A 22185-nucleotide genomic window follows, 5' to 3' on the forward strand; every position below is an offset into this window, starting at 1 on the left:
CTGATCCCTGCCGTCGCTTCAGGCCGACAAGCTAGGCAGGGTTCATCCTGGCTCCGAAGCCGCTGCCTCGATGTTGCGTGCCCTGCTGCTGATCCTCGGCCTCTGCATCAGCAGCACCGGCGCAGCCGCCGCGCCGGTGAGCCGCGACGACCCGGAATCCGCCGATCCCGGCCAAGCCGCCATCTCCACCGCCGCAGGGGATGCGGTGGTCGTCACCGCCAATCCCCGCGCCAGCCGGGCCGCTGTGGCTGTCCTCAAGGCCGGTGGTTCGGCAGTGGATGCCCTGGTGAGCGCCCAGGCGGTGCTGGCCGTGGTGGAACCGCAGAGTTCCGGCCTGGCCGGTGGTGGTTTTCTGATGCACTGGGATGCCCGGCAGCAACAGCTGCAGGTGCTCGATGGCCGTGAGGTCGCCCCCCTGAGCAGCCGTCCAGATGATCTGCAGCAGCCCTCCGGCGAACCGCTGCCCTGGCGCGAGGCCACCAGCCGCCCGGAGGCCATCGGTGTGCCCGGCACCGTGGCCCTGCTCTGGAACGCCCATCAACAGCACGGTCGCCTGTCCTGGGCCACCACCTTTGAGCCGGCCATCCGCCTGGCCCGTGATGGGTTCCGCCCCAGCCCCCGCCTGCGCCGTTCTATCGGCATCGCCCAGCGTATCGGCGTGGACCACAGCCCGGCGTTTCAGGCGCTGTATCTGCCCGGCGGCCAACCGCCACCGGACAACAGGCCCTTCCGCAATCCGGCCCTGGCCCGCACTCTCGAACTGCTGGCCAAGGACGGCGGCCCGTCCTTCTACAAAGGCGAACTGGCCCAGCAGATCCTTGCCGGGATGGCTGCCCTGCAGGCCGAACAGCCCGACTTCCGCGGCTGGAGCCCTGCCGATCTGGCTGGGTACGCCGTTGTTCAGCGCTCACCCCTCTGCCACCGGCTGCGCAGCTACCGGCTCTGCACGGTGCCGCCACCAAGCAGCGGCGGGCTGGCGGTGTTGCAGACCCTGGCGCTTCTGAACCAGAGCAACGCATTGAGCGGCCCTGCAGATCCGCAGACCTGGCAGCTGCTGGCGCGAGCCCAGGCCTGGGCCGATGCCGATCGCCTCTACTGGGTGCACGACCCCGTGGATGGGGCCATTCCGACAGGTCCACTGCTCGATCCCGCCTACATCCAATCCCGCGCCATTGGCCTGCAGGCCTCCCCCGCAGCTCGCCCGACTCCGGGGCTGCCCCCTGGCCTGGCGGCCTACCCCTATGCGCTGCCGGAGCAAAGCCGCGAACAGGGCACCACCCATCTGGCGATCGTCGATGGCGAGGGAAACCTCGCTGCTTACACCAGCTCGGTAGAAACGGTCTTCGGCAGCCGCCATCTCGTGGCGGGAATGGTGCTGAACAACCAACTCACCGACTTTGCCTTCCGCCCCAGCATCAACGGTCAGCCGGTGGCCAACCGGCGCCGGCCCGGTCGTCGGCCGATGTCGTCGATGGCTCCGATGATCGTGTTCGAGCGGGGGCAACCGCTGCTGTCGGTCGGCAGTCCCGGCGGACGCAGCATCCCCCACGTGCTCAGCCGCGTGCTGCTGGCCTCTCTGATCTGGCGTGAGCCACCGGCACGGGCCGTCGGGCTGCCGCATCTGTCGCGACGCCGCAATGAGTTGGTGCTGGAACAGGATCCGCCCCTCCCCTGGCCCGTTGCCCTCGACCAACTCACTCCCGGTTATCAACCGGTCCGCCGCCAACGCCTGGGCAGCGGCACCGCCCTGCTGCAGAAGATCAACGGCCGCTGGCACGGAGCAGCCGACCCACGTCGGGAGGGAGCGGCCCTGTCAGCCGACTGACGAATCCCAGCAGGATGGTGTTCCACACGTGCGCTGCTGATGAAGAGCTTCGAGGACACCGACCCACGCCCCTATGACCGTCACCGGTACCGGGTGCAGTTCCGCGATGGCTCGTTCAAGGACACCGGCAGCTACGCCGAAGCCACCGATCTCTGGTACTCAAGTCGTATCAAGCCTCGGGTGATTGAGGTGCTGCCCGCCACCAAACCGTCCCGCCCGCGTGGCGGCTTCGGCTGACGCTTCAGTCGAGCGAAAACTCTCCACGAAGAGCTCGCGCATCCTGAATGCGCTGCTCCTTCGCCAAAAGACGCAGCCGAGTGTTGAGCCAGAGGCGCAACCGATCGGACGACACCGATTTGTTCAGCAGCGCATCTGAGGGCTCAGGTTCACCGAAGGGAATCGTCACTGCAGCTCTACCCCTTTGCCCCGGTAGAAGGCGAAGCGTTCACGGATCGATTCCGCGTCTGGCTTGGGGGTGTCGTAAGTCCAAACGGCGTTGCGGATCACCTGATCGCCAATCACCACATCCCAGTAGCGAGCCGTGCCTTTCCATCCACAGACCGTGGCGTGATCGGACGCTCGGAACAACCCCTCTGCCATGGCAGAGCGGGGGAAATAGGGGTTGCCATCCACCATCACGATGTCGTCGCTGTCAGCCAGCACCGTGCCGTTGAAGATCGCCTGCATGATCTGGCACCGTCATTCATGTTCGGCCGCAGGCTAGAAAATCTGTCTCGGAATCAGTTGTATTCCCCAGGCGTCTCCTGCTTGGACACCGTCACCCGCCCCACTTTGTTGCCGGAGAACCGCAGCAATTCATCGCCACCGAAGGAGTAGCCCAGCCCGCAGGCGATCTTGGCGACATCATCGGCTGTGGATGCCGCCAGCACTGACTGCTTCAGGGCTTCGTCGTCCTGCAGACGGAGCAAGAAGCCTTTCAGTTGATCGAGAGCCATCGCCCGCCTCAGCGCAGGGGCGTGAACCGTAAACGACGGCTCAGGAAGCGATCGACAGGTCCGAACCGTCATCGATCTGCAAGTGAGTCGTCAGACAAGTGGTGACACAGGTCTGGTCATGGATGTCGCAGGCACTGATGCAAACGAAATACTCATCTAGGGCTTGCCACCGTTCGCCGATGGATTGGTGTTGATGTTCCTGCTTGAGTGAGTACATCTGATTCTTGCGAGTGCGACACCTTTACGAGCAGCTTTGATGGCTCGTCAATAAAAACATTGCGGAGAATAAAATACTTAGGGAAATACTCTCAGGAAGAAATACTTATCCGGATCGTGAACAAGCCTTGCCGCCGGTTGTCATCTGGGCAACAAACCACAAGAGTGAAATCAGCGCATGGACGAGGTCATGGAAATCAAAAGCCGCATCTTTGTCAACTCACAAGGTCAAACAATCGACGCAGTTGGCTACGGCCGCAACCTGGTCTGCCATCAGACCAGCTGCGTCATGGTGAAAGGCTGGCGCCAGGCCCAGACTGCCTTGAAACGCCAGGAGTCACCGATGGCATGAGGCCCCGGCGAGCCTCCGGACGTCTGGCCTCAGAGGGTCTGCCAGGTGCTGGTGAGCCACTGGGGAGCAACGCTCCACCAGACTGCGACAGCCACAAAAATGGCTATCAAGCCAATGAGGCTGGTGATCAGCGTTTCTTCGCGCTGAGCATCGGACGTGACTTTTCTGACTTTGCCCAAGGATCGATCGGTCTCTGCTGTTGGTGTAGGTCGGCAGAAACCGAACGTCATCGGCGAAAACACCGACCGGTCTCTGGACGCCAAAGAAGTCAGAGGAAGTCGAAATTGTCCTCATCATCCTCATCTTCATTGGACTGAACCCACAAAGCCGCCACAGGGAAGATCAAACATCCTGCATGAAGAATTTCCATCGACCATAAAAGCTTTTAACAATCAGAACGTAAGTTGACTGCAGCAAGGATGTCGGTAACAACGACCCCCTTAATCACTCAACATGGTTGCGGATGATTCAAACCCTCCCGATTAAGCAGATTCACTTAAACGGCCTGCAACGAATCATCCGATACGTTTTTATCATCGATCAAACAGATATTTGAAATGTTTATTCAACGCTTCAACCGATGGAACTGTTTGCCCTGGCCATCATCGTTGGCATCAGCGGAGGCCTTGCCGCCCGCTTGACCCCACGCAAAGACTGAATCATGTACACCCTCACCGCTGCCCTTGTGACCGCTGGGTTTATCGGCTTATTCATTCCAATCATTGCCCTGCTCTGAGTCATCCACATCCAGCAAGGAGAGGTTTAGAACCGTCCTTGCACAAGACGAAAGTCCCAATCCGTGAATGGAGCTCGCAGCTTCACCAACTCTTGATAGGCGGGGCTTTTGTAGAAATCGATGCCGTCCTGGAGGGTTTTACCCTTGCAGGCTGTCACCACCGTCAAGGGACCTCCATCACCTTCCATCAGCAAGGTGTTGCGCTGGCGAACGAGATACTCACAGCCCCACTCCTCCATCAAGGCATCCACCTTTTCGATGTAGCCCTTCATGGCTGGGTCGGCCTTGGACGTTCCAGTCACAACTGCCATGCCGTAATTCTGCTGAGGATTCGGGATCAGCACCCCGGCAATCAGCCCAACCGATCCGGCTGCGATGCCGACAGCCGCCGTGAGGTTGAAACGCATCGGATCAATCAGCAATGTTCCGTCATCATCGCTGGCCCGTCACCGTTGCCGTAGCCAGCGAAAGCTGGGCACTGCTCCTGCACTGGACCGAGTGAGCGCCAACAACAACGCACCAATCAGGGCCAGGTTCATGAAGAAGCCGCTATCCACCGGAAACGTGTGAAAAATCAGCGTGGTGGGTACGAGAAACACCAGCAGCAGCGACGCCCCGAGCCGGGTGTTCGTTCCAAAAACAAAAACAACCGATCCCAAGATCAAACAGGTGATGGCACTGGCCAGTAGGAATCCAGCCAAGGGTTCGGCGATCCCTTTTGAAGCGATCACATCAACCGTTCCGCTGAAATCCGTCAGTTTTCCGGGAACGGCTTTGACAAACAACGCAGCCATTAAAACGCGCCCGAGCCAATCGAGCAGGATCTGAGGGGTCATCATGTCCAGTTTTTCCAGATAAAACGCTCATCCCAATCTCCCCTGACGGCCCGGATGAATGCATCCTCCGACTCATCGGTCATGAAGCAATATGCAATCACCTTGTTGTCGTCGTCTTTGATCGCCAGAACATCATCCGCCGGCGGTGACGTGGCTGACGAGAAAATTTTGCCGTCTCTCAGGATGAAGCGATGCATCGTCTTCAGACGGGAATTTCTTCAACCTAGCCACGCAAATCCAACGTAAATGTGACGACTCAAACCAAAGCATTCGTCATGGCGCCCTGTCAGAGCTGGACAACGCGATACCGGGGGACTAAGACAGAAATGTCGTCACCACGACACAGGCCATGGAACGGGGGTCTGGGCTTGCTTCCCTTGGATGCGATGACAACCATGGTTTGGATTGGATCAGCTTTTGGCCCTCAGGATCGTGAGGCCGCCAAACGTGAGGCGCTGGTACGGCGTCTTGAGTCAGCCTTAGCAGGTCCTGATGGGCAGCACTCGGCCCAATACCGCGGCACGGCATACCTGCGCCGAAACGGCTTTTCGGCTGTGCGCTGACCGATCAGGCCGCAGTGATGCTTTCAATAGCATCAGCGGATCGCTGGTCTGACCGCATGCCCACTACCGCGACAACGTTTGAAGAGTTCAGGCAGCGGGTCGACTACTCGCTGCTGCAAGCCCTGAAGCCTGATCCTGAGGCGACGTCGGACGGCATTGACCACCGCCCCAGGCCGGTGATCTCAGGCCACTGGGTGCCCGTGAGGCCAACACCCATTCCAGAACCGAAATATGTCGCCCACAGTTTCAGTCTGTTCGCCGAACTTGGGCTCAGTGATGACCTCGCCCGCAACAGCGACTTCACCCGACTGTTTTCTGGCGATGCTTCGGTCGCAGCCGAACCGATGCACCCCTGGGGGTGGGCCACCGGCTATGCCTTGTCGATCTACGGCACCGAATACATCCAGCAGTGTCCCTTCGGCACGGGCAATGGCTACGGCGACGGCCGTGCGATGTCGATCGTTGAAGGCGTTTTTGAGGGCCAGCGCTGGGAAATGCAGCTGAAGGGGGGCGGACCGACCCCCTACTGCCGTGGCGCCGATGGCCGGGCCGTGCTCCGCTCCAGCGTGCGCGAATTCCTGGCCCAGGAGTTCATGCATGCCCTTGGCGTTCCCACCTCCCGTTCGCTCACGCTGTATCGATCTGAAGCCGAAACGGTGAGACGCCCCTGGTACTCCGACCACTCACGCTCCTTTGATCCGGACGTGATGGTCGACAACCAGGCCGCCATCAGCACCCGGGTGGCGCCGTCGTTTTTAAGGGTGGGTCAGATCGAACTGTTTGCTCGCCGCGCACGCGACAACGCTCACCCCAACGCCCACGACGAGCTGCGGCTGATTGTGCAGCACCTGATCGACCGCAATTACCGCGCTGAGATTGATGCAACGCTGCCCTTCCATCAGCAGGTGCTTGAGCTGGCGCGACTGTTCCGCGGTCGACTCACCGCCTTGGTCGCCAACTGGATGCGAGTCGGCTACTGCCAAGGCAACTTCAACAGCGACAACTGCGCTGCCGGTGGATACACCCTCGACTACGGCCCATTCGGCTTCTGTGAATTGTTTGATCCACGCTTCCAACCCTGGACCGGTGGTGGGGCCCACTTCTCCTTTTTCAACCAGCCGGCAGCCGCGGAGGCCAACTACCGGATGTTCTGGAGATCCCTGCGCACCCTGCTGGAAGGAGATGACGCGGCCCAGCGAGAGCTCGATCAACTGAACGAAGGATTTGCCGTGGCGATGCAGCAGCAACTGGAGGCGATGTGGGCCAGCAAGCTGGCGCTCCCTGCTTACGACGAAACCCTTGTGACTGAACTGTTGCAGCTGTTGGTTGCCGCCAAAGCCGATTACACCAAGGCGTTCCGCCTGCTCTCGGCCATTCCCGACCATGTCGCCGAGCTGCATCCGAGCTTCTACTTGCCCAGTTCGGAAGACCTGGATCAACGCTGGCAGACCTGGCTGCAACGCTGGCGTGAGCGAATCACGGCTAACGGCAATCTGGAGGAGACATCAGCTGCCATGCAGCGCGTGAACCCGGCCATCACCTGGCGGGAATGGCTGATCGCCCCGGCTTACCAACAGGCTGAGCAGGGTGACAACAGCCTGGTGCTGGAACTGCAGACCCTGTTCAGCACCCCCTACAGCGCCCCATCCGCAGAGCTGGCGGCCCGCTACGACCAGCTCAGGCCGCAGCAGTTCTTCAGCGCCGGCGGCATCTCTCACTACAGCTGTTCCTCATGAACATGACAGCGTGTGTGCGCCCCCGTCACGGCAACGGCTGATGACCGCCAGCTCCATCCGGCCCCAGCAGACGCATCAGAGCAACCCGGTTCAAGGCGTGTGGAGCCTGGTGTCGTACGTCGTGGAGGTGCAGGAGACCGGTGAAACCTTCGCACCGATGGGAGACCATCCCACCGGTTTTGTAATATTCACGGCCGAAGGGCGGTTGTCCTTCACCCTTTCAGCCCAGGGGCGCCAAGCCGGCTCCACAGCTGAGGAGCGATCCGATCTGCTCAACAGCATGATTGCTTACACCGGCAGTTATCGGCTCGAGGGGGATCGCTGGATCACCCAGGTGGATGTGGCCTGGAATCCCTCCTGGGTCGGCACGGAACAGACCCGTTTTTACCGGGTGGAGAACGACCTGCTGATCGTCAGCACCCCATGGCGGGTAATGCCCAACTGGCCGGAGAAGGGGATGACCCGCAGCATCGTGCACTTTCAACGCTGTTGATCGATCCGCGCTGTTCCATGCACGAGGCCATCCTCGAGTTCTGGTTTGAACAGTGCCGTCCTTGGCAGTGGTTTCGCCGCAGCGAAACGTTCGATCAGGAGGTCCGCCAGCGGTTTGGTGCGCTGGTGGAGCAGGCCCTCGCTGGCGGCCTGCAGTGCTGGGAGGCGCAGCCGTCATCGTGTCTGGCCCTAGTGCTGCTGCTGGATCAATTCAGCCGTCAGATCTGGCGGGGCGAGCCCCGAGCCTTTGCCGGCGATGCACAGGCGCTGCGGCTGAGCCAGCGGGCTCTCGCGCTGGGCTGGATTGCGATGGAACCGCAACGGGCCAGGCGCCAGTTCTGGCTGATGCCGATGCTGCACAGCGAAACCCCCGCTGTGGTGCAGCAGGCGATCCCGCTGCTGCAGATCCATGTGGACCAGGCCACGGCAGACCTGGCACAACGCAACCTGGAACAATTGCAACGCTTCGGGCGCTATCCCTGGCGCGACGAGGCTCGACGAACTGAGCAGAATCACCCCTGACGGGCCAGATCACCCCTGCTAGAACCAGTACATCCGTACCAAAAGCATGGCATGGCTCTGGCGAGCAAAGACGCACCGCCGTTCCTCGGCTTCAAGGCTGGAGACCTGGTGCTCGTTGAACCGCTCTCAGCCGACACCGCTGCAGACGCCGACTGGTGGATGGGCTGGATCATCCATGTGGATGGAGGAGCACGAGATCCGCGCGTGCCGACGCTGTTCCAGGTCGCTGACTGCGATACAGGCCATGTGCGCTGGATCAGCGCTGATGAAGCGACCCGGCTGGTCCTGAGCGGCCTGGAAACCATCAATATTGTGGACTTCACATCGAAGCGGCGCAAGCGCTTGTCGTGAGGCCTGAACAAACAGATCAGACCCTTTTATTCACATGCTTTGATGGAGTTGATTTGACATTGAGATGGCAAGATATTTACTGCGAGGTGGCAACAAGATTTGTGCCAATATCGATCCCTGTAGGTTGGACATATTTATCTACAAAGACGGCCAGGGCAATAACATCAATGCCCTGTTATCTGTAAAAGCAGAACGTCAACTTCTGAAGACAATCCAGATGCCATCGCTACCCATCCAAGCGCGTATGCAGCTGGCCATGAGCCGCATCAGCGCCTGAGGGTGGGAATCACTTGATCCACTCCGTGGTCGGCAACCCCTCCACAGAAGCCACCATCACCCATACGACCGTTGGGGTGTCTCCTTTGTTTTCCACATAGTGCGGCTCTGAGGCACCCTCAATGAAGCTCTCGCCAGGCTTGAACACACTGCTCACCTCACGGCCATCCGGCTGCACACGAGTGTTGAGCAGCTCACCGGAATCGGTGGCCTGCACATAAACCAACATCGGTGCAGGGTGGGTGTGCAGTGGGATCTTGCCCCCCGCAGGGAGCTCAACGCGGAACAGACGCAACTCCGGCTTGCCCTCGGGATACGTCAGATCGGTGCCATTGAGGGTCTGGCTGCCGCTGAAGATCGCCTCGATCTTGGCGTCCGTCGATGCAGCATCCGACGATGCCTGACCGCCGGAGCTTGTTGGCTCCCCGGCGCAACCGACAACACCAACCATCAAAAGGGCAGAGGCTGCCATCGAAGGAAGAGTTGTTTTCAGCATGTGGCGGGTCAGGGAAGGTGATGCCAGCAGTTTGCCGCGATTTTTCAGGCCACCCAGCGATCTGCATCCATGATCCGTTTAATCAACAGCCCAAGCCGCTTGACCTCGCTGAAGTTCACGTCCTTCACCGGCTGATCGAGACCGCTGTCGATCCAGGCCCCATCACGTTTCTCGTAAATCGTGAAGTCCTGTTCCAGGCCTTCACGCCGGATGCAGTACGTCACACCATCGTCATGGAGAAATTCGGCGGAATGCAGCTGCAGAACCATCAATCGGTGACGTTACTCCTGCGATGTTGGCAATAGCTTGCTCAGAGCCACACATCTGGATCCATGACGGCCGCACCCTTGCCCAGTACCGGTGCAGTGACAGGCCTCGGCGAAACCCTGGCCCTTTTTCGGGATCCGTCCTTCAGCCAACGCCGCTTCAGTGAGCTGGGAGATGTGTTCGAGACCAAACTGCTGGCCCAAAGCATCGTGTTCATCCGCGGAGAACGCGCCATCGGTGATCTGCTGAAGCAGGAAGACTGCCTTCAAGGCTGGTGGCCGGACAGCGTGCGGCAACTACTGGGCAGCAAGTCGTTGGCCAACCGCAGCGGTGCAGACCACAAAGCGCGTCGCCGGGTGGTGGGTCAGCTGTTCTCAAGTGCAGCCCTGAGCCGCTACACCCCAGCCATCGAAGCCCTGGTCAAGGACCTTGCCAACGAGCTGCAACAGGCAGATGGCCCGATCCCCCTGGCTGCACGGATGCGGCGCTTTGCCTTTTCGGTGATCGCCACCACGGTGCTGGGGCTGGAGGCCGAGAACCGCGATGCCCTGTTCGCCGATTTCGATATCTGGACCCGCGCCCTGTTTTCCATCCCCCTTGCCTTGCCAGGAACGCCTTTCGCGCGGGCCCTTGCCGCACGGCAACGGTTGCTGGCTCGGCTGAAGACTGTGCTGCAAACCAACAACAACAGGCAACAGGGCGGTCTTGATCTGCTCAGCGGCGGACTGGATGAAGCGGGACTCCCACTAGATGACGATGACCTGGTTGAGCAGCTGCTGCTGCTGCTGTTCGCTGGCTACGAGACCACGGCATCGTCATTGAGCTGCCTGTTTCGAGCCCTGCTGCTCAACCCAGAGGTGGAACAGTGGCTCATGCAGGATCTGAACAGCCACGAACGCCCGTCGAGGCTGGATGCCACAGTGCTTGAGGTGATGCGCATGACGCCACCGGTGGGCGGTTTTTTCCGGCAGAACACCCAGTCGATCGAGCTGGCCGATGTGGCGATTCCCCAGGGAAAGGTGATTCAGGTGGTGCTGAGCTCATCGAGCACCACAGACCAGACCGACTTGGAAACCTTCCGGCCCCAGCGTCATCTGGATGGATCGTTCCAACAGACCCTGCTTCCCTTCGGCGGCGGTGAACGGGTCTGCCTGGGTAAGGCCCTGGCGGAACTGGAAATCCGTTTGATGGCGGTGGGACTGTTGCAGCGCGTTGAGCTGCATCTCGAGCCCGATCAGGATCTCAACCTGCAGTTGATTCCCAGCCCAACGCCTCGGGATGGACTGCTGGTGACGGCCACAGCCCGTTGATCAGCAGACGTCAATCCTTCTTGGGAGGCTTGATCAATTCACCGGTCTGCAACGACACCACTGCAAAACTCCCCACGAACACCAGTGCGACCACCACCAGAACAACGGTGGTGACGTTGCTGATCTCCAGCTCACCGAGCATGAAGGCCAAGGGAACAGGCATCGGAACCTCTACGGAAGCGAGAGCCTAAAGCTGGGGTGTGATGGCGTCGTTGGGGAAAAACTCCTCAAACACACAGATGCGATCGGCCCAGCGCATCTCCACCTCAAAACGCATCAAGCGGTGGCGCACCCACATCAGGGTGTCGACATCAATGGGTTTGTGAACCTTCTGCTTTTGCGCCCTGAACCAGTCGTCCTTGTTCTGATGAGAGTTCATTGAACTGAGAATGAGCACTCACACCGTAAGGACGGTGCTGAATGGCGCAGCCAACGTCACCATCCGTAAGCATCGATGCACACAGGTATCAGCCAAAAGTGTTCATCTGATCATGATCTTCAGAGAATCTTTGCGTTCTCATCCTTCTGAAGAGGTCGTCTGATCCTTCATTTGGTCGCCATCGCAGCAGTGCTGGGGGTGCACGGAGGAGGACATTGTTGAAATCATTCCACTTGATCAATGCCCCTCAACCCTGTCGTGAAGCTGTTGAAATCAACATCGACAGTCAAATCAAACGCAGACAAAACAAAACCAGCTCTACTTCCACGACCTCTTCGACCGGATCCAATTCGTCCACGAAAACAATCCATCGAAACCAGCTGGGACGAACTCCGGCAGGAATACTCGGGGCTCGGTTGAGGCGGTTTCCGCAAATTTCTCTGTTGTGTAGCGGCATGAACGACAGAACCCTGGACAGAGCCTGTAGAACATTGATGTAGCAACAGCTACAACACGTTCACCTCACCACCGGTGAGGCGCAGTTCGACTCAGGCCATGGAACGGGGACCTGAGCTTGCTTCGAGGAACCCATCATGACCCTGACCTATCGCGGCCAGACGTACGTCCAGAACAACGCTGCTGCCACCAACTGCAAGCGTCCGGCTCTCGTGTACCGCGGCCACAAAGTGGCTCAGTGAGCAGCACTTTGAAGCAGCTTAATCGCCCCGCTTCGGCGGGGCTTTTTTTGTGCTTTCAGCCAACGGTTAATTCACCATCAACGCCGTATTGGTGCAGACATTGCTTCACCGTGAGCACCGACACAGTGCTGCCCGTATCAGCATCAAACAAGGCATAAGGACAACCCCGCACAACACAACGACGACGTGCATCGACGTAGGCATCAAACAGGGTCTGGTGGGAACATTCCTCCACCCAGCCACTGCTGCTCAAGTAGCGCGTCAGGATCATGCGCCCGGCACAGATGCTTTCGTGATGGCCCATGGATCCACCGGGTGGCTGAAGTTACCTGAACTCTTCGGGATCACAGCACGTTGATCAGTTTTCCGTGTTGTTCAGCACAACCAACATGCTCAGGAGGAGCGCGTTAGGACAGGGTGTCGATCCACTGGGAATGCCACTGTTCGTCTGTGCCGGCTGCAGCATGCGCATCGAGCGATCGATGGCCACCTATCTGCGTCTGAAAGGCAGGGTGCTGTGCTCCACCTGTCTGGACCAGATGGAGTCTGAATTGACCACTGGCAGTGACCGAAACGTGGCAGCCCCATCGGTGCCGACTCAGGAATCACCGATGAGCTGAGAGCCGATCAGGCCTTGGTCCTGAAGGTCTGGCTGGTACGACGTCATTCCGTAGCTGATCACACCGCGCGTGCCACCGGTGCCGCAGACAGTGGCAGGGCGGAGAAACCTAGGGTTCCGATCCCATCAGGGATGTCTGGTCCAAGAGGTTTCGGTCGGTTCTGCCGGCTGCACGGAGGGACAAAAGCCCGGGAGACCGCAACAACCCCAACTCTCCCTTCGATGTCATCCCCAACGGACCCCAACGGGGCCTTTCAGCGTTCGCATCCCAGCGAAGGCATGCAGGCGCTCGAGAAGGAACGCAAGTTGCCCCTCACCGGCTGGCAACAGGAAGTTGATCAGGCCAAGCGCCTGGGTCTCGAAGCTGCGGAAAGCATCGTTGACCGCAACATCTCCACCTTTTCGCGAGGTGAGCTCCCGCATTTCGCCGGCATCAACACCTTCATGAAGGCTCCCTACCTGGAGGATGTGAACCAGGTGGGCAATTACGACGTGGCCATCGTCGGAGTCCCCCACGATTGCGGAACCACCTACCGCCCCGGCACCCGCTTCGGGCCCCAGGGCATCCGTCGCATCTCAGCCCTTTACACCCCCTACAACTACGAAATGGGGGTTGATCTGCGCGAACAGATCACCCTCTGCGATGTCGGCGACATCTTCACCATTCCGGCCAACAACGAGAAAAGCTTCGATCAGATCTCCAAGGGCATCGCCCACGTGTTCGCCAGCGGCGCCTTCCCGATCATTCTCGGCGGCGACCACTCCATCGGCTTCCCAACCGTCCGCGGCGTCTGCCGCTATCTGGGTGACAAGAAAGTGGGCATCATCCACTTCGACCGTCACGTCGACACCCAGGAGATCGACCTGGACGAGCGGATGCACACCTGTCCGTGGTTCCACGCCACCAACATGGCCAACGCTCCGGCCGAGAACCTGGTGCAGCTCGGCATCGGCGGCTGGCAGGTGCCGCGCGAAGGCGTGAAGGTCTGCCGCGAACGTGGCACCAACGTGCTCACCGTCACGGACATCACCGAGATGGGTCTGGAGGCGGCATCCAAATACGCCATCGAACGCGCCACCGACGGCACCGACTGCGTTTACATCTCCTTTGACATCGACTGCATCGATGCCGGCTTCGTGCCGGGCACCGGCTGGCCCGAACCCGGCGGCCTGCTGCCGCGCGAGGCGCTCAAGCTGCTGGAACTGATCGTGCGCAATGTTCCGGTGTGCGGTCTCGAAATCGTGGAGGTTTCGCCGCCATATGACATCAGCGACATGACCTCGCTGATGGCCACCCGCGTGATCTGCGACGCCATGGCCCATCTCGTGGTCAGCGGCCAGCTCCCCCGCAAGGGCAAGCCGGCCTGGATCAGCGATGTCTGCAACATGAACGTCGATCAGAAGTGGAGGTAGGCCATGCATGAAGTCGACATGACCAAGTGCCTGCTGATCTCCCTCAATGAATGGCGGCGGGATCGGGACGATCCCTCAGCAATGGTGGATACTGTGCACCTCGATGTGGGCCGCTTCACCTGCGTTGAGCCCGATCAGCTGGTGACGACCTACAACGCCGCGGTGCAGGGCACCTGGCTCGATGGTTCCCGGCTCACCATCACCGACATTTCCTTCGTCGGTCGCTGTCTGGCCTGCAACAGCACCTATGACCCTGTGCCGGAGAGCGCCTACCGCTCCCCCTGCTGCGATCACCCACTTGAGGAGATCGTCAGCGGCCGGGAACTGCGGATCCGCAACATCGATTACCGCAGTGCTGCCGGCGCTGCCCTTGAGTCCGGCTCCATCCAGCGCATGCGCTGACAACCCAAATACCTCCATTTAGCCATGCACATGCCCCTTGAGGACACCCTCGGTCTCAACCTCCTCGCCGCCAACCAGCACCAGGCGGAGCACAACCACGAGCATTTCCAGGCCTGGAACGTGCTCTGCCTCAACCTAATGAGCAGCCCCGGTGCCGGCAAGACCGCCCTGCTCGAACGCTCCCTGCCGGCGTTGGCCGCCAATCACAAGATGGCGGTGCTGGAGGGCGACATGACCACCCAGCTCGATGCCGAGCGTCTGGAAGCCGTCGGCATTCCAGTGGTGCCGATCACCACCGGTCGGGCCTGTCATCTCGATGCCGCCATGGTGAGCGGCGGACTCACTTTGCTGAAGCAACGCCTGGATCCAACCCAGCTCGATCTGCTTCTGGTGGAGAACGTCGGCAACCTTGTTTGCCCCGCTGAATTCGATGTGGGGGAACACCACAAGGTGGCTCTGCTCAGCGTCACCGAGGGCGACGACAAACCGCTCAAGTACCCGCTGATGTTCCGCCAGGCGGATGTGGTGCTGATCACCAAGGTGGATCTGCTGCCCCACCTGCAGGTGGAGCTGGCGGCGATCCGCCGCAACATCCTCAGCATCAACCCCAACGCCACGGTGATCGAGGTCTCCGCCCTCAGCGGCGAAGGCCTAGATGTCTGGCACCAGTGGGTGCGGCAGGCCCTTGCCGATCGCACCGCCGTCTCCTCTGCTGCAGCCAGGGCTGCAGACCAGTCCCCCGCTCTGGCCACCGCCTGAGCCCCGATCCCGTCATCCACCCATCACGCCGATGCCATGACCAAGCAACTCCGCAATCTCCTGATCGCCGGCCTGGCGATCGTTCTGGCCGTCGCCTGTTCCAAGCCCTCAACCCCAACTGTGGGCGGCACCCCGATCGTTCTCGGCTACAGCAACTGGGCCGGTTGGTGGCCCTGGGCCATCGCCGTTGAAGAGAAGCTGTTCGAAAAGAATGGCGTGAATGTAGAGATGAAGTGGTTCGACGGCTACGTGCAGTCGATGGAAACCTTCGCCGCCGGCAAGATCGACGGCAATTCCCAGACCCTGAACGACACCATCTCCTTCCTGCCAGGCGAGAACGGTGGTGAAGTTGTTGTGCTGGTGAACGACAACTCCGCCGGCAACGACCAGATCATTGCTGACGCCTCGATCACCTCCATCGCAGAGCTCAAGGGCAAGACGGTGGCCGTTGAAGAGGGCGTCGTAGACGATTACTTGCTCAGCCTTGCTCTCAAGGACGTTGGCCTCAGCCGTGAGGATGTGGTGATCAAAGGCCTGCCCACCGACCAGGCCGCCACAGCCTTTGCCGCCGGGCAGGTGGATGCCGTCGGCGCCTTCCCGCCATACACCGGCACCGCCATGCAGCGCGAGGGTGCCCGGGTGATCGCCAGCTCCAAGGAGTACCCCGGTGCCATTCCCGATCTGCTCACCGTGAGCGGTGATCTGATCAAGGAACGGCCCGACGACGTTCAGAAGATCGTCAAGACCTGGTGGGACGTGCGCGACTTCATGGAGAAGAACCCCGAGAAATCAGAGGCAATCATGGCCAAGCGGGCCGGCATTCCCACAGAGGAGTACGAGCAGTACAAGGACGGCACCCGTTTCTTTTCGATCGACGAGAACCTGGAAGCCTTCAGCGAAGGCGAAGGCATGCAGTACATGCCCTTCGCCTCGGAATCGATGGCGAAATTCATGATCTCCGTTGGCTTCATTCCCGAGAAGCCGGACATGAGCAACCTGTTTGATTCCAGCTTCATCAAGAAGGTCGCCGAATCCTGATGACTGCCACGGCCGCCGCTGCATCCAAGGGGAGGGGCTCAGGGCTCCTCTCTCTGCTCACCCTGGGGGCCACCCCATCGGGGGCCGTGCGTGGCGGCCTGCAGGTCGCCTCCCTGCTGATCCCACTTTTGGCCTGGGCGGCCATCGCCTCCCTGGGCCTGGTAGATGAGAAGTTCCTGCCATCACCGGGGGCGGTGTTCCGCTCCCTGGCTTCGATGGCCGAAAGCGGCATCCTGTTCCAGGACATCGTCGCCAGCACCGGTCGGGTGTTCGCTGGCTTTCTGCTCGCCACCGTTCTGGCGGTTCCGATCGGCATCTGCATGGGGGTGTACCCAGCGGTGTGCGCCATGTGCGAACCCCTGATCGCCATGCTCCGCTACATGCCGGCAGCAGCGTTCATCCCCCTGCTGATCATCTACCTCGGCATCGGCGAGGAACCCAAGATCGCCCTGATCTTTCTCGGCACGATCTACTTCAACATCCTGATGGTGATGGATGCGGTGAAGTTTGTTCCCAAGGAACTGATCGAAACCACCCTCACCCTCGGCGGCCGCAGCCGCCAGGTGCTGGTGCAGGTGGTGGCCCGTTACAGCCTGCCCAGCATCCTCGACACCCTGCGCATCAACATCGCCACCTCCTGGAACCTGGTGGTGGTGGCCGAACTGGTGGCGGCCGAAGTGGGTCTGGGCAAACGGATTCAGCTGGCCCAGCGCTTCTTCCGCACCGATCAGATCTTCGCCGAACTTATCGTGCTGGGGTTGATCGGCTTCGCCATCGACATGGGCTTCCGTCTGCTGCTGCGCCTCAGCTGCCGCTGGGCGGTCTGAACCATGGAACTGCTGGTTCAGAACCTCTGCAAACAGTTCGGCGACAAAGCCGTTCTCGAGGACATCAACTTCTCGATGCAATCCGGTGAATTCATCACCTTAGTCGGCAGTTCCGGCTGCGGCAAGAGCACCCTGCTCCGGCTGATCGCCGGCCTGGATCACCCCAGCGGGGGCCGGATCCACGTCGATGGATCCCCCGTTGAAGGGCCCGGCCCCGACCGGGGCATGGTGTTTCAGAAATACAGCCTCTACCCCTGGCTGACTGCCGCCGACAACGTCGCCTTCGGCATGCGGCTACAGGGCATGACGTCGGCTGACGTGCGTAATCGCACCGCCTATTTCCTCGAGGTGGTGGGTCTGCAGGATGCAGCCACCAAACTGCCGAGGGAACTCTCCGGCGGCATGCAGCAACGGGTGGCTATCGCCCGCGCCCTGGCCACCAACCCCAGCGTGCTGCTGCTGGATGAACCCTTCGGTGCTTTGGACCTGCAGATCCGCGAAACAATGCAGGAGTTTCTGCTCCAGCTTTGGCAACGCACCGGCCTGACAGTGCTGCTGATCACCCACGACGTGGAGGAAGCCCTGGTGCTGGCTCAACGCGTGCACGTACTGGCACCGAACCCGGGCCGGATCATCCGCTCGCTCGAGGTGACCCTGAACAAAAGCGATTTAGATCAGCTGCGCCTCAGCGCTGAGTTCCTGCAGCTGCGCCGCAGTCTGGCCACCAGCCTGCGGCAGCTGGAACCAACCATCGGGTGATGACGGCTCCGCAACGGTTTCTGCCGGCCCAGGCCTATACCGATCCGGAGTTGTATCGCTGGGACTGCAGCGGTTACGCCCAGCGCTACTGGCATCCCCTGGTCGCTGGATCGGCCCTGCCGGCCGGCCACAGCCTGGCTCTAACCCTGCTGAATCAGCCCCTTCTGCTCACCCGAGCCGAGGACGGACTCCCCCGCGCCTTTCTCAACCGCTGCCCCCACCGCGGCGTGGCCTTCCAGCACGAACGCGATGGAGCAACCGCCTGCCGTCGCCTGATCTGCCCGTACCACGGCTGGACCTACAGCCTGGTAGGGGAGCTGCTGGCCGCGGCGCGCGAGCAGGGCTTCGATCACCCCTTCCATCGCCAGGACTGGCCGCTCCCTTCCCTGCCTTGCCGCGAGGATGGCCCCTTGATCTGGGTCGCACTCACCCAGGCGGTGACGCCCCTGGAGCAGCAGCTCGACCTGGTGCATCAACGGGTGGCGGACCTCTGGACCCAGCCCCTGGATCAGGTGCGGATCCTGCAGCGCACCCTGTACTGCAACTGGAAGATCGCCCACGACAACACCCTGGACGACTACCACGTCGCCGTGGCCCATCCAACGACTCTGCACCGCGAACAGGGGCCGGTGCGCGATTACGCCCACCACACCACAGCCCTGGTGAACCTGCTGGTGACCCCCCACGCCGATGGCGGTTGCTTTCACACCTTTGGCCTGCCGCCCTGGCTACATCTGATCACCTGGCCGGACGGCCGTCTGGCGTTGTTGGAGTTTCTGCCCCTCAGCCTCGACAGCTGCTGCATGCAGTTGCGGCTGTTCGCTCCCAACGCAGCCAGCGGCGAACCGCCGACGGATGCGGCCAACAAAGCCTGGTTGAAAGAGCTGCTGGCCTTTTTGGAAGAGGACCAGACCCTGGTCGAATCCGCTCAGCGCGGCTACCGCAGTGGACTCGTGCCCGGTCCACCCCACGGGCTCGAGCAACGGATCATCCATTGGCAGGAGATCTACCGACAGGTGCTGCCCAAAGCGCTGGCCCAATCGCTCAGCTGATCGCGCCCAGCCGGATCACCCGGTTCGAATCCGCCATTCATACCGGAATCGGTGAGCGCAGCTCAGCATGCAGCGCATCCCAGAAACGCTTGCGATCCGCAATCACCTGGCGCTTCACCTGCTCCACCCGTTGCATCGCCTTGGCGTCCTCCCCCACTAGGGCCAGCACCATTGCCTCGGCCAACGGGCCATGGCTGTCGCCATCGAGGGCGATGTGGCGTTCGAGGTACCAGCACAACGTTGGACAGGGCAACGCCAGGGCCTGCAGTCGCTTCAGCAGCGCACGGAACAGATCCGGCACCAACAGCTCCCGGCCGTAGGCAAACGCCGCAGCCAGGACATGGCTCTCACCGTCCTGAATCAGCACCTGCGTGGTGGTGAGAAAACGGGCTGCAGCGGGCGGGATCCGCGGGTGTTGCACAGCGCTGCCAAGATCACCGGCCATCGCCTGCTGCAGCACCGCGTCGATGGCCGAGGTATCGGCACCGATCTCCACCATCGCACGGCGGTAGATGCCGAAATGGGACAGATGCAACGGGCCACCGAGGGCCTCAGGCAGACAATCACACTCCTCCTCAGCCACCAGGCTGTTGATCAACCCGGCGCTGCGCGGATGCTGGGGCGGCACCCAGGGAACACCGGATGGTGCCAGGTGCTGCTGCAGCGCCTTGAGCAACAACATGAAGTCCCACACCGCAAACACGTGGTGTTCAACGAACACCCGAAGATCTGCGATCGAAACAATCGCCTCCGGCAAGGGATGGCGCTGGAGATCCATCGTCAGAGGCCCAGTTCCGTCAGACCCGGGAAATCATCGGGTCTTGGGCCATCACCCCAGGTGAACAGGAGATCGCCCTCCGCGATCGGCACGTCGTTGATGCTGGCCTCACGCCGGCGCATCAACCCGTTCTCGGCAAATTCCCAGTTCTCGTTGCCATGGGCGCGAAACCACTGCCCCTCGGAGTCATGCCACTCATATTGGAAACGCACAGCGATGCGGTTACCGGAATACGCCCACACTTCTTTGATCAATTTGTAGTCCAGTTCCTTCGCCCACTTGCGTTGCAAAAAAGCGAGAATCTCAGCCCGGCCGTGGATGAATTCACTGCGATTACGCCAGAAACTGTCCTCCGTATAGGCCAATGAAACCTTGTCTGGATCCTTGCTGTTCCATGCATTTTCGGCCATCCGTGCCTTCTGCTGCGCGGTTTCGAGGGTGAACGGTGGAAAGGGAGGTTTTCCGGTCATGGCAACAACAAATTGGGGAAAAGAAAGAGGGGATGCATCATAGGGTCAGGGCAACTGGCTGATCACCCGCACGTTCTGATCGGGCTCGTAGCGGGCAATCCACAGGCGCAGCTGGGATTCCTCTTCATCCGTGCGGGTGCAGGCAAATCCATAGCGGGCACGAACCCGTTCGGAGGCGGCCCGCAGTGCCCTGACACCCAACGATTCCAGTTCCGACACCCGAAATGAATCTCCGGGTTTCAGATACTCAAGAATCACAGTTGATGGTGAATACAACGTGCTGGATTGGCCATCCGGCCATTCCAACTGAAAGCGAACCTCAGGCATCCATCCGTACACATTTGGTGGATCCTGCAACAGGCCATTCGGCATCGCTGTCTCATCCGCCACAGCCGAATCCGGTGAGTCCGCTCGCCCCCTCCCAGAGGCAATCCAACGCCCCGGAGCGCTGCAGCAGCACCCGGCATTCACCGGTGCTGAAGCGACCGATCCGACAGCAGATCAGGTCCGGATCGCCCTGCAGCATCCGCACCAGGGTTGGAGTCCGGGACGGATCCACGGCCAGCAAGTAGCCGAAGCTCGGGAAACAGCTGAGCCAGGCCTGTTCCTCCACCCCATCAGGGCGGTCCACCGCATCCAGATCGATGCTGAGCTCCAAGCCACACGCTTCGGCAAACATCACCGACGTTCCCGTCAGTCCACCCATGCTGATGTCCTTGGCAGCGCGCACCAGGCCCTCAGCCGCCAGTGCCGGCAGCAGGCCCAGATGGGAGCGCAGTCGAGCTGGGGTGGCATGGGTGGCCGCATCCCAGAAGGGGTAATGGCGGTAGAAGGCTCCGCTTTTGTTCACGAGCATCCACAGTTCGTCGCCGGGTGCTGCAACCCGGGCGGAGAGCACCGGCCCCTCTGCCACCCCAAGAACGGCAACCGACAAGGCTGTGTAGGGACTCTGCAGATTGGAATGCCCCCCCACCATCGGCACTCCGAAGCGCTCACAGGCGAATCGCATACCCTCCAGCAGAGGCTGCAACGCATCGGCACCACCACTCCAGACACTGTTGACCAACGCCAGCGGTCGACCGCCCATCGCCGCGATGTCGCTCAGATTCACCAGCACACCGCTCCAGCCGGCAAACCACGGGTCCTCCTCCACCAGCCCAGGATGCATGCCCTCACAGGCCAGCAACAGCTGGCCGTTCTCGCGAGGCAGCAGAGCGGCATCATCCCCCAGCATCCCCGCTGCACCAAGCTGTGGGAAAGGCTGGTGGCAAAACATCCCGGCCGCTGGCTGAATGTCGCGTTTGGCCAGAAGACCGCTGTGCAGCCGCAGCCCATCCATCAGCTCGGCAAAGCTCATGCGGCAAGGGATGGCAGGAGCGAACATGACGGCCGCCGCTCCCGCGACGGCGCGTAGTACTTGAGATCGGCCTGCATCAGGTGATGCCGGATGCCACGGATCTCGAGTTCCTCAATCGAGGCCCAATTCAGACGGCGAAAGAAACGCACGTTCTGAATCTGCACCGTGGCCATGAAACGATCACAGCCCCAGCCGTTGGCGGTGGTGACCGCCTTCCAGATCAACCCCTTGCCGATCTGGTTGTGACGGCGAAAGTCGCTGTGCACCCCGAGCCGTCCGCCATACCAGAGCCGTGGTTCGGTCTCCACGATCCGAACCACACCCACCACCTGCGCCTCCGGACCGTCCTCCTTCAGACCGTTTTCCTCCCGGCGCTCCTGCTCCAGCTCGGGGTCGCATCCGTGATGCAGGGCCGCGATCGGACAGGCGATGCGGTCGAGTTCATCCCGATCGGACTGTTCGAACACGTGCTGCTCCTCGCAGAAGATGCTGCGCCGCAACGACCAGTAACCCGCGATCAGGGGCGAATCGGGACGCAGCAGGTGAAAGCTGAACCGATCCGAACTGGCGGTGGGCGACAGGCGGAAATCATCGGCGTCGATGCCGATGCCAGCCCGCACCGAAGGGGTGAACAGGCTTGGGGCGGAGCTGATGCTGCGGCCGATGCCACGGCTGCTGGGATCGAGACAGAACACCATGG

36 protein-coding genes and 1 riboswitch are annotated in these 22185 nt (G+C 61.0%); of the genes, 18 read left to right on the plus strand and 18 right to left on the minus strand.

The features are described 5' to 3' along the window. Positions 1 to 70 precede the first annotated feature (70 nt). The gene (locus SynA1524_RS06960) at positions 71 to 1825 is read left to right on the plus strand and encodes a gamma-glutamyltransferase family protein (protein ID WP_186496271.1); all 1755 of its coding nucleotides are present in this window, start codon (positions 71 to 73) and stop codon (positions 1823 to 1825) included. Positions 1826 to 1864: 39 nt separating this feature from the next. Then, positions 1865 to 2062, plus strand: coding sequence for a DUF7441 family protein (locus SynA1524_RS06965; protein WP_011128259.1), 198 nt, complete (start codon positions 1865 to 1867; stop codon positions 2060 to 2062). Positions 2063 to 2066: 4 nt separating this feature from the next. On the opposite strand, the gene SynA1524_RS06970 is transcribed toward SynA1524_RS06965, so the two are convergent. The 4 genes from SynA1524_RS06970 to SynA1524_RS12895 are packed head-to-tail and all read right to left on the minus strand — an operon-like array spanning position 2067 to position 2998. Continuing rightward, on the minus strand, positions 2067 to 2231 hold the full coding sequence (locus tag SynA1524_RS06970) for a hypothetical protein (protein WP_186496273.1): 165 nt from the start codon (positions 2229 to 2231) through the stop codon (positions 2067 to 2069). Continuing rightward, positions 2228 to 2512 (minus strand): DUF427 domain-containing protein, encoded by a 285-nt coding sequence (locus tag SynA1524_RS06975; protein ID WP_186496275.1) that lies wholly within the window; start codon positions 2510 to 2512, stop codon positions 2228 to 2230. Before SynA1524_RS06975 ends, SynA1524_RS06970 begins: the two co-directional genes overlap by 4 nt. Before the next feature lie 53 nt (positions 2513 to 2565). Beyond that, positions 2566 to 2781, minus strand: coding sequence for a Nif11-like leader peptide family natural product precursor (locus SynA1524_RS06980; RefSeq protein WP_186499562.1), 216 nt, complete (start codon positions 2779 to 2781; stop codon positions 2566 to 2568). A gap of 40 nt (positions 2782 to 2821) precedes the next feature. Next, positions 2822 to 2998, minus strand: coding sequence for a DUF8642 family protein (locus SynA1524_RS12895; protein WP_173358493.1), 177 nt, complete (start codon positions 2996 to 2998; stop codon positions 2822 to 2824). Positions 2999 to 3187: 189 nt separating this feature from the next. Between SynA1524_RS12895 and SynA1524_RS06985 the strand changes: the two genes are divergently transcribed. Continuing rightward, positions 3188 to 3349 (plus strand): hypothetical protein, encoded by a 162-nt coding sequence (locus SynA1524_RS06985; protein WP_222930474.1) that lies wholly within the window; start codon positions 3188 to 3190, stop codon positions 3347 to 3349. Between the two features lie 29 nt (positions 3350 to 3378). On the opposite strand, the gene SynA1524_RS06990 is transcribed toward SynA1524_RS06985, so the two are convergent. The 4 genes from SynA1524_RS06990 to SynA1524_RS07005 all read right to left on the minus strand — a co-directional run bounded on the left by SynA1524_RS06990 (position 3379) and on the right by SynA1524_RS07005 (position 5118). Further along, positions 3379 to 3579: a hypothetical protein gene (locus SynA1524_RS06990; protein ID WP_186499665.1), complete on the minus strand. Its 201-nt coding sequence runs from the start codon at positions 3577 to 3579 to the stop codon at positions 3379 to 3381. 532 nt (positions 3580 to 4111) lie between these two features. Next, the gene (locus SynA1524_RS06995; protein WP_186496277.1) at positions 4112 to 4492 is read right to left on the minus strand and encodes a DUF1330 domain-containing protein; all 381 of its coding nucleotides are present in this window, start codon (positions 4490 to 4492) and stop codon (positions 4112 to 4114) included. Positions 4493 to 4531: 39 nt separating this feature from the next. After that, positions 4532 to 4921, minus strand: a complete 390-nt coding sequence (locus SynA1524_RS07000; protein ID WP_502707892.1) for a DoxX family protein — start codon at positions 4919 to 4921, stop codon at positions 4532 to 4534. Continuing rightward, positions 4921 to 5118 (minus strand): hypothetical protein, encoded by a 198-nt coding sequence (locus tag SynA1524_RS07005; protein WP_186481763.1) that lies wholly within the window; start codon positions 5116 to 5118, stop codon positions 4921 to 4923. The genes SynA1524_RS07000 and SynA1524_RS07005 overlap by 1 nt, the downstream gene beginning before the upstream one ends. A gap of 422 nt (positions 5119 to 5540) precedes the next feature. On the opposite strand from SynA1524_RS07005, the gene SynA1524_RS07010 reads away from it, so the two are divergent. The 5 genes from SynA1524_RS07010 (at position 5541) to SynA1524_RS07030 (ending at position 8862) form a co-directional block, all read left to right on the plus strand. After that, positions 5541 to 7220, plus strand: coding sequence for a protein adenylyltransferase SelO family protein (locus SynA1524_RS07010; protein WP_186496281.1), 1680 nt, complete (start codon positions 5541 to 5543; stop codon positions 7218 to 7220). 40 nt (positions 7221 to 7260) lie between these two features. Continuing rightward, positions 7261 to 7713 (plus strand): lipocalin-like domain-containing protein, encoded by a 453-nt coding sequence (locus SynA1524_RS07015; RefSeq protein ID WP_186496283.1) that lies wholly within the window; start codon positions 7261 to 7263, stop codon positions 7711 to 7713. A gap of 17 nt (positions 7714 to 7730) precedes the next feature. Further along, complete coding sequence (locus SynA1524_RS07020; protein ID WP_186499563.1) at positions 7731 to 8234, plus strand: DUF924 family protein; 504 nt, start codon at positions 7731 to 7733, stop codon at positions 8232 to 8234. Between the two features lie 51 nt (positions 8235 to 8285). Further along, a complete protein-coding gene (locus SynA1524_RS07025; RefSeq protein WP_186496285.1) occupies positions 8286 to 8585 on the plus strand; it encodes a DUF3104 domain-containing protein in 300 nt (99 codons plus the stop codon). A gap of 124 nt (positions 8586 to 8709) precedes the next feature. Next, a complete protein-coding gene (locus tag SynA1524_RS07030; protein ID WP_186496287.1) occupies positions 8710 to 8862 on the plus strand; it encodes a hypothetical protein in 153 nt (50 codons plus the stop codon). Positions 8863 to 8871: 9 nt separating this feature from the next. Here SynA1524_RS07030 and SynA1524_RS07035 read toward each other — a convergent pair whose 3' ends face one another. Both SynA1524_RS07035 and SynA1524_RS07040 read right to left on the minus strand, forming a co-directional pair. After that, positions 8872 to 9333 (minus strand): cupin domain-containing protein, encoded by a 462-nt coding sequence (locus SynA1524_RS07035; RefSeq protein WP_286188516.1) that lies wholly within the window; start codon positions 9331 to 9333, stop codon positions 8872 to 8874. A 68-nt stretch (positions 9334 to 9401) separates the two neighbouring features. Next, positions 9402 to 9626, minus strand: a complete 225-nt coding sequence (locus SynA1524_RS07040; RefSeq protein WP_186496291.1) for a hypothetical protein — start codon at positions 9624 to 9626, stop codon at positions 9402 to 9404. Between the two features lie 63 nt (positions 9627 to 9689). On the opposite strand from SynA1524_RS07040, the gene SynA1524_RS07045 reads away from it, so the two are divergent. Continuing rightward, on the plus strand, positions 9690 to 10934 hold the full coding sequence (locus SynA1524_RS07045; protein ID WP_186496293.1) for a cytochrome P450: 1245 nt from the start codon (positions 9690 to 9692) through the stop codon (positions 10932 to 10934). Between the two features lie 10 nt (positions 10935 to 10944). On the opposite strand, the gene SynA1524_RS07050 is transcribed toward SynA1524_RS07045, so the two are convergent. Together SynA1524_RS07050 and SynA1524_RS07055 are read right to left on the minus strand one after the other, a co-directional pair. Continuing rightward, a complete protein-coding gene (locus tag SynA1524_RS07050) occupies positions 10945 to 11097 on the minus strand; it encodes a hypothetical protein (protein WP_186496295.1) in 153 nt (50 codons plus the stop codon). A gap of 24 nt (positions 11098 to 11121) precedes the next feature. Next, complete coding sequence (locus SynA1524_RS07055; protein ID WP_186496297.1) at positions 11122 to 11313, minus strand: hypothetical protein; 192 nt, start codon at positions 11311 to 11313, stop codon at positions 11122 to 11124. Positions 11314 to 11906: 593 nt separating this feature from the next. On the opposite strand from SynA1524_RS07055, the gene SynA1524_RS07060 reads away from it, so the two are divergent. Continuing rightward, the gene (locus SynA1524_RS07060; RefSeq protein ID WP_186496299.1) at positions 11907 to 12011 is read left to right on the plus strand and encodes a DUF4278 domain-containing protein; all 105 of its coding nucleotides are present in this window, start codon (positions 11907 to 11909) and stop codon (positions 12009 to 12011) included. A 55-nt stretch (positions 12012 to 12066) separates the two neighbouring features. Here the strand turns inward: SynA1524_RS07060 and SynA1524_RS07065 are convergent, their stop codons facing one another. After that, positions 12067 to 12282, minus strand: a complete 216-nt coding sequence (locus SynA1524_RS07065) for a hypothetical protein (protein ID WP_148228865.1) — start codon at positions 12280 to 12282, stop codon at positions 12067 to 12069. Between the two features lie 163 nt (positions 12283 to 12445). Here SynA1524_RS07065 and SynA1524_RS07070 point away from each other — a divergent pair, with 163 nt between their 5' ends. The 8 genes from SynA1524_RS07070 (at position 12446) to SynA1524_RS07105 (ending at position 18880) form a co-directional block, all read left to right on the plus strand. Continuing rightward, positions 12446 to 12631, plus strand: a complete 186-nt coding sequence (locus tag SynA1524_RS07070) for a hypothetical protein (protein WP_186496305.1) — start codon at positions 12446 to 12448, stop codon at positions 12629 to 12631. Between the two features lie 97 nt (positions 12632 to 12728). Then, a riboswitch (guanidine-I (ykkC/yxkD leader) is annotated at positions 12729 to 12827 on the plus strand. 25 nt (positions 12828 to 12852) lie between these two features. Continuing rightward, positions 12853 to 14043, plus strand: coding sequence for an agmatinase (gene speB, locus SynA1524_RS07075; RefSeq protein WP_186496306.1), 1191 nt, complete (start codon positions 12853 to 12855; stop codon positions 14041 to 14043). Positions 14044 to 14046: 3 nt separating this feature from the next. Beyond that, positions 14047 to 14445 (plus strand): hydrogenase maturation nickel metallochaperone HypA, encoded by a 399-nt coding sequence (locus SynA1524_RS07080; RefSeq protein WP_186496308.1) that lies wholly within the window; start codon positions 14047 to 14049, stop codon positions 14443 to 14445. A gap of 24 nt (positions 14446 to 14469) precedes the next feature. Then, complete coding sequence (hypB, locus tag SynA1524_RS07085; RefSeq protein ID WP_186496309.1) at positions 14470 to 15204, plus strand: hydrogenase nickel incorporation protein HypB; 735 nt, start codon at positions 14470 to 14472, stop codon at positions 15202 to 15204. A 36-nt stretch (positions 15205 to 15240) separates the two neighbouring features. Beyond that, entirely contained in the window at positions 15241 to 16242 is a 1002-nt protein-coding gene (locus SynA1524_RS07090) for an ABC transporter substrate-binding protein (RefSeq protein ID WP_186496311.1), read from the plus strand. After that, a complete protein-coding gene (locus tag SynA1524_RS07095; protein ID WP_186496313.1) occupies positions 16242 to 17069 on the plus strand; it encodes an ABC transporter permease in 828 nt (275 codons plus the stop codon). Before SynA1524_RS07090 ends, SynA1524_RS07095 begins: the two co-directional genes overlap by 1 nt. A 3-nt stretch (positions 17070 to 17072) precedes the next feature. Continuing rightward, entirely contained in the window at positions 17073 to 17828 is a 756-nt protein-coding gene (locus SynA1524_RS07100) for an ABC transporter ATP-binding protein (protein WP_186496315.1), read from the plus strand. Beyond that, a complete protein-coding gene (locus SynA1524_RS07105) occupies positions 17828 to 18880 on the plus strand; it encodes an aromatic ring-hydroxylating oxygenase subunit alpha (RefSeq protein ID WP_286188517.1) in 1053 nt (350 codons plus the stop codon). Before SynA1524_RS07100 ends, SynA1524_RS07105 begins: the two co-directional genes overlap by 1 nt. 37 nt (positions 18881 to 18917) lie before the next feature. On the opposite strand, the gene SynA1524_RS07110 is transcribed toward SynA1524_RS07105, so the two are convergent. From SynA1524_RS07110 to SynA1524_RS07130, 5 genes are read right to left on the minus strand one after another with little or no spacing between them, the layout of a single operon-like run. Next, positions 18918 to 19658 (minus strand): DUF3050 domain-containing protein, encoded by a 741-nt coding sequence (locus SynA1524_RS07110; protein ID WP_186496327.1) that lies wholly within the window; start codon positions 19656 to 19658, stop codon positions 18918 to 18920. A gap of 2 nt (positions 19659 to 19660) precedes the next feature. After that, positions 19661 to 20128 carry a nuclear transport factor 2 family protein gene (locus SynA1524_RS07115; RefSeq protein WP_186496329.1) on the minus strand — a complete coding sequence of 156 codons (468 nt, stop codon included), beginning with the start codon at positions 20126 to 20128 and terminating at the stop codon, positions 19661 to 19663. A 45-nt stretch (positions 20129 to 20173) separates the two neighbouring features. After that, on the minus strand, positions 20174 to 20455 hold the full coding sequence (locus SynA1524_RS07120) for an MSMEG_0570 family nitrogen starvation response protein (RefSeq protein WP_186496331.1): 282 nt from the start codon (positions 20453 to 20455) through the stop codon (positions 20174 to 20176). 52 nt (positions 20456 to 20507) lie between these two features. Continuing rightward, a complete protein-coding gene (locus SynA1524_RS07125) occupies positions 20508 to 21485 on the minus strand; it encodes a sll0787 family AIR synthase-like protein (protein ID WP_186496333.1) in 978 nt (325 codons plus the stop codon). Beyond that, complete coding sequence (locus tag SynA1524_RS07130; protein ID WP_186496335.1) at positions 21482 to 22183, minus strand: MSMEG_0567/Sll0786 family nitrogen starvation N-acetyltransferase; 702 nt, start codon at positions 22181 to 22183, stop codon at positions 21482 to 21484. Before SynA1524_RS07130 ends, SynA1524_RS07125 begins: the two co-directional genes overlap by 4 nt. Positions 22184 to 22185: the final 2 nt, after the last annotated feature.

The organism is Synechococcus sp. A15-24 (assembly GCF_014280195.1).
In the GTDB taxonomy this organism is placed as follows: domain Bacteria; phylum Cyanobacteriota; class Cyanobacteriia; order PCC-6307; family Cyanobiaceae; genus Parasynechococcus.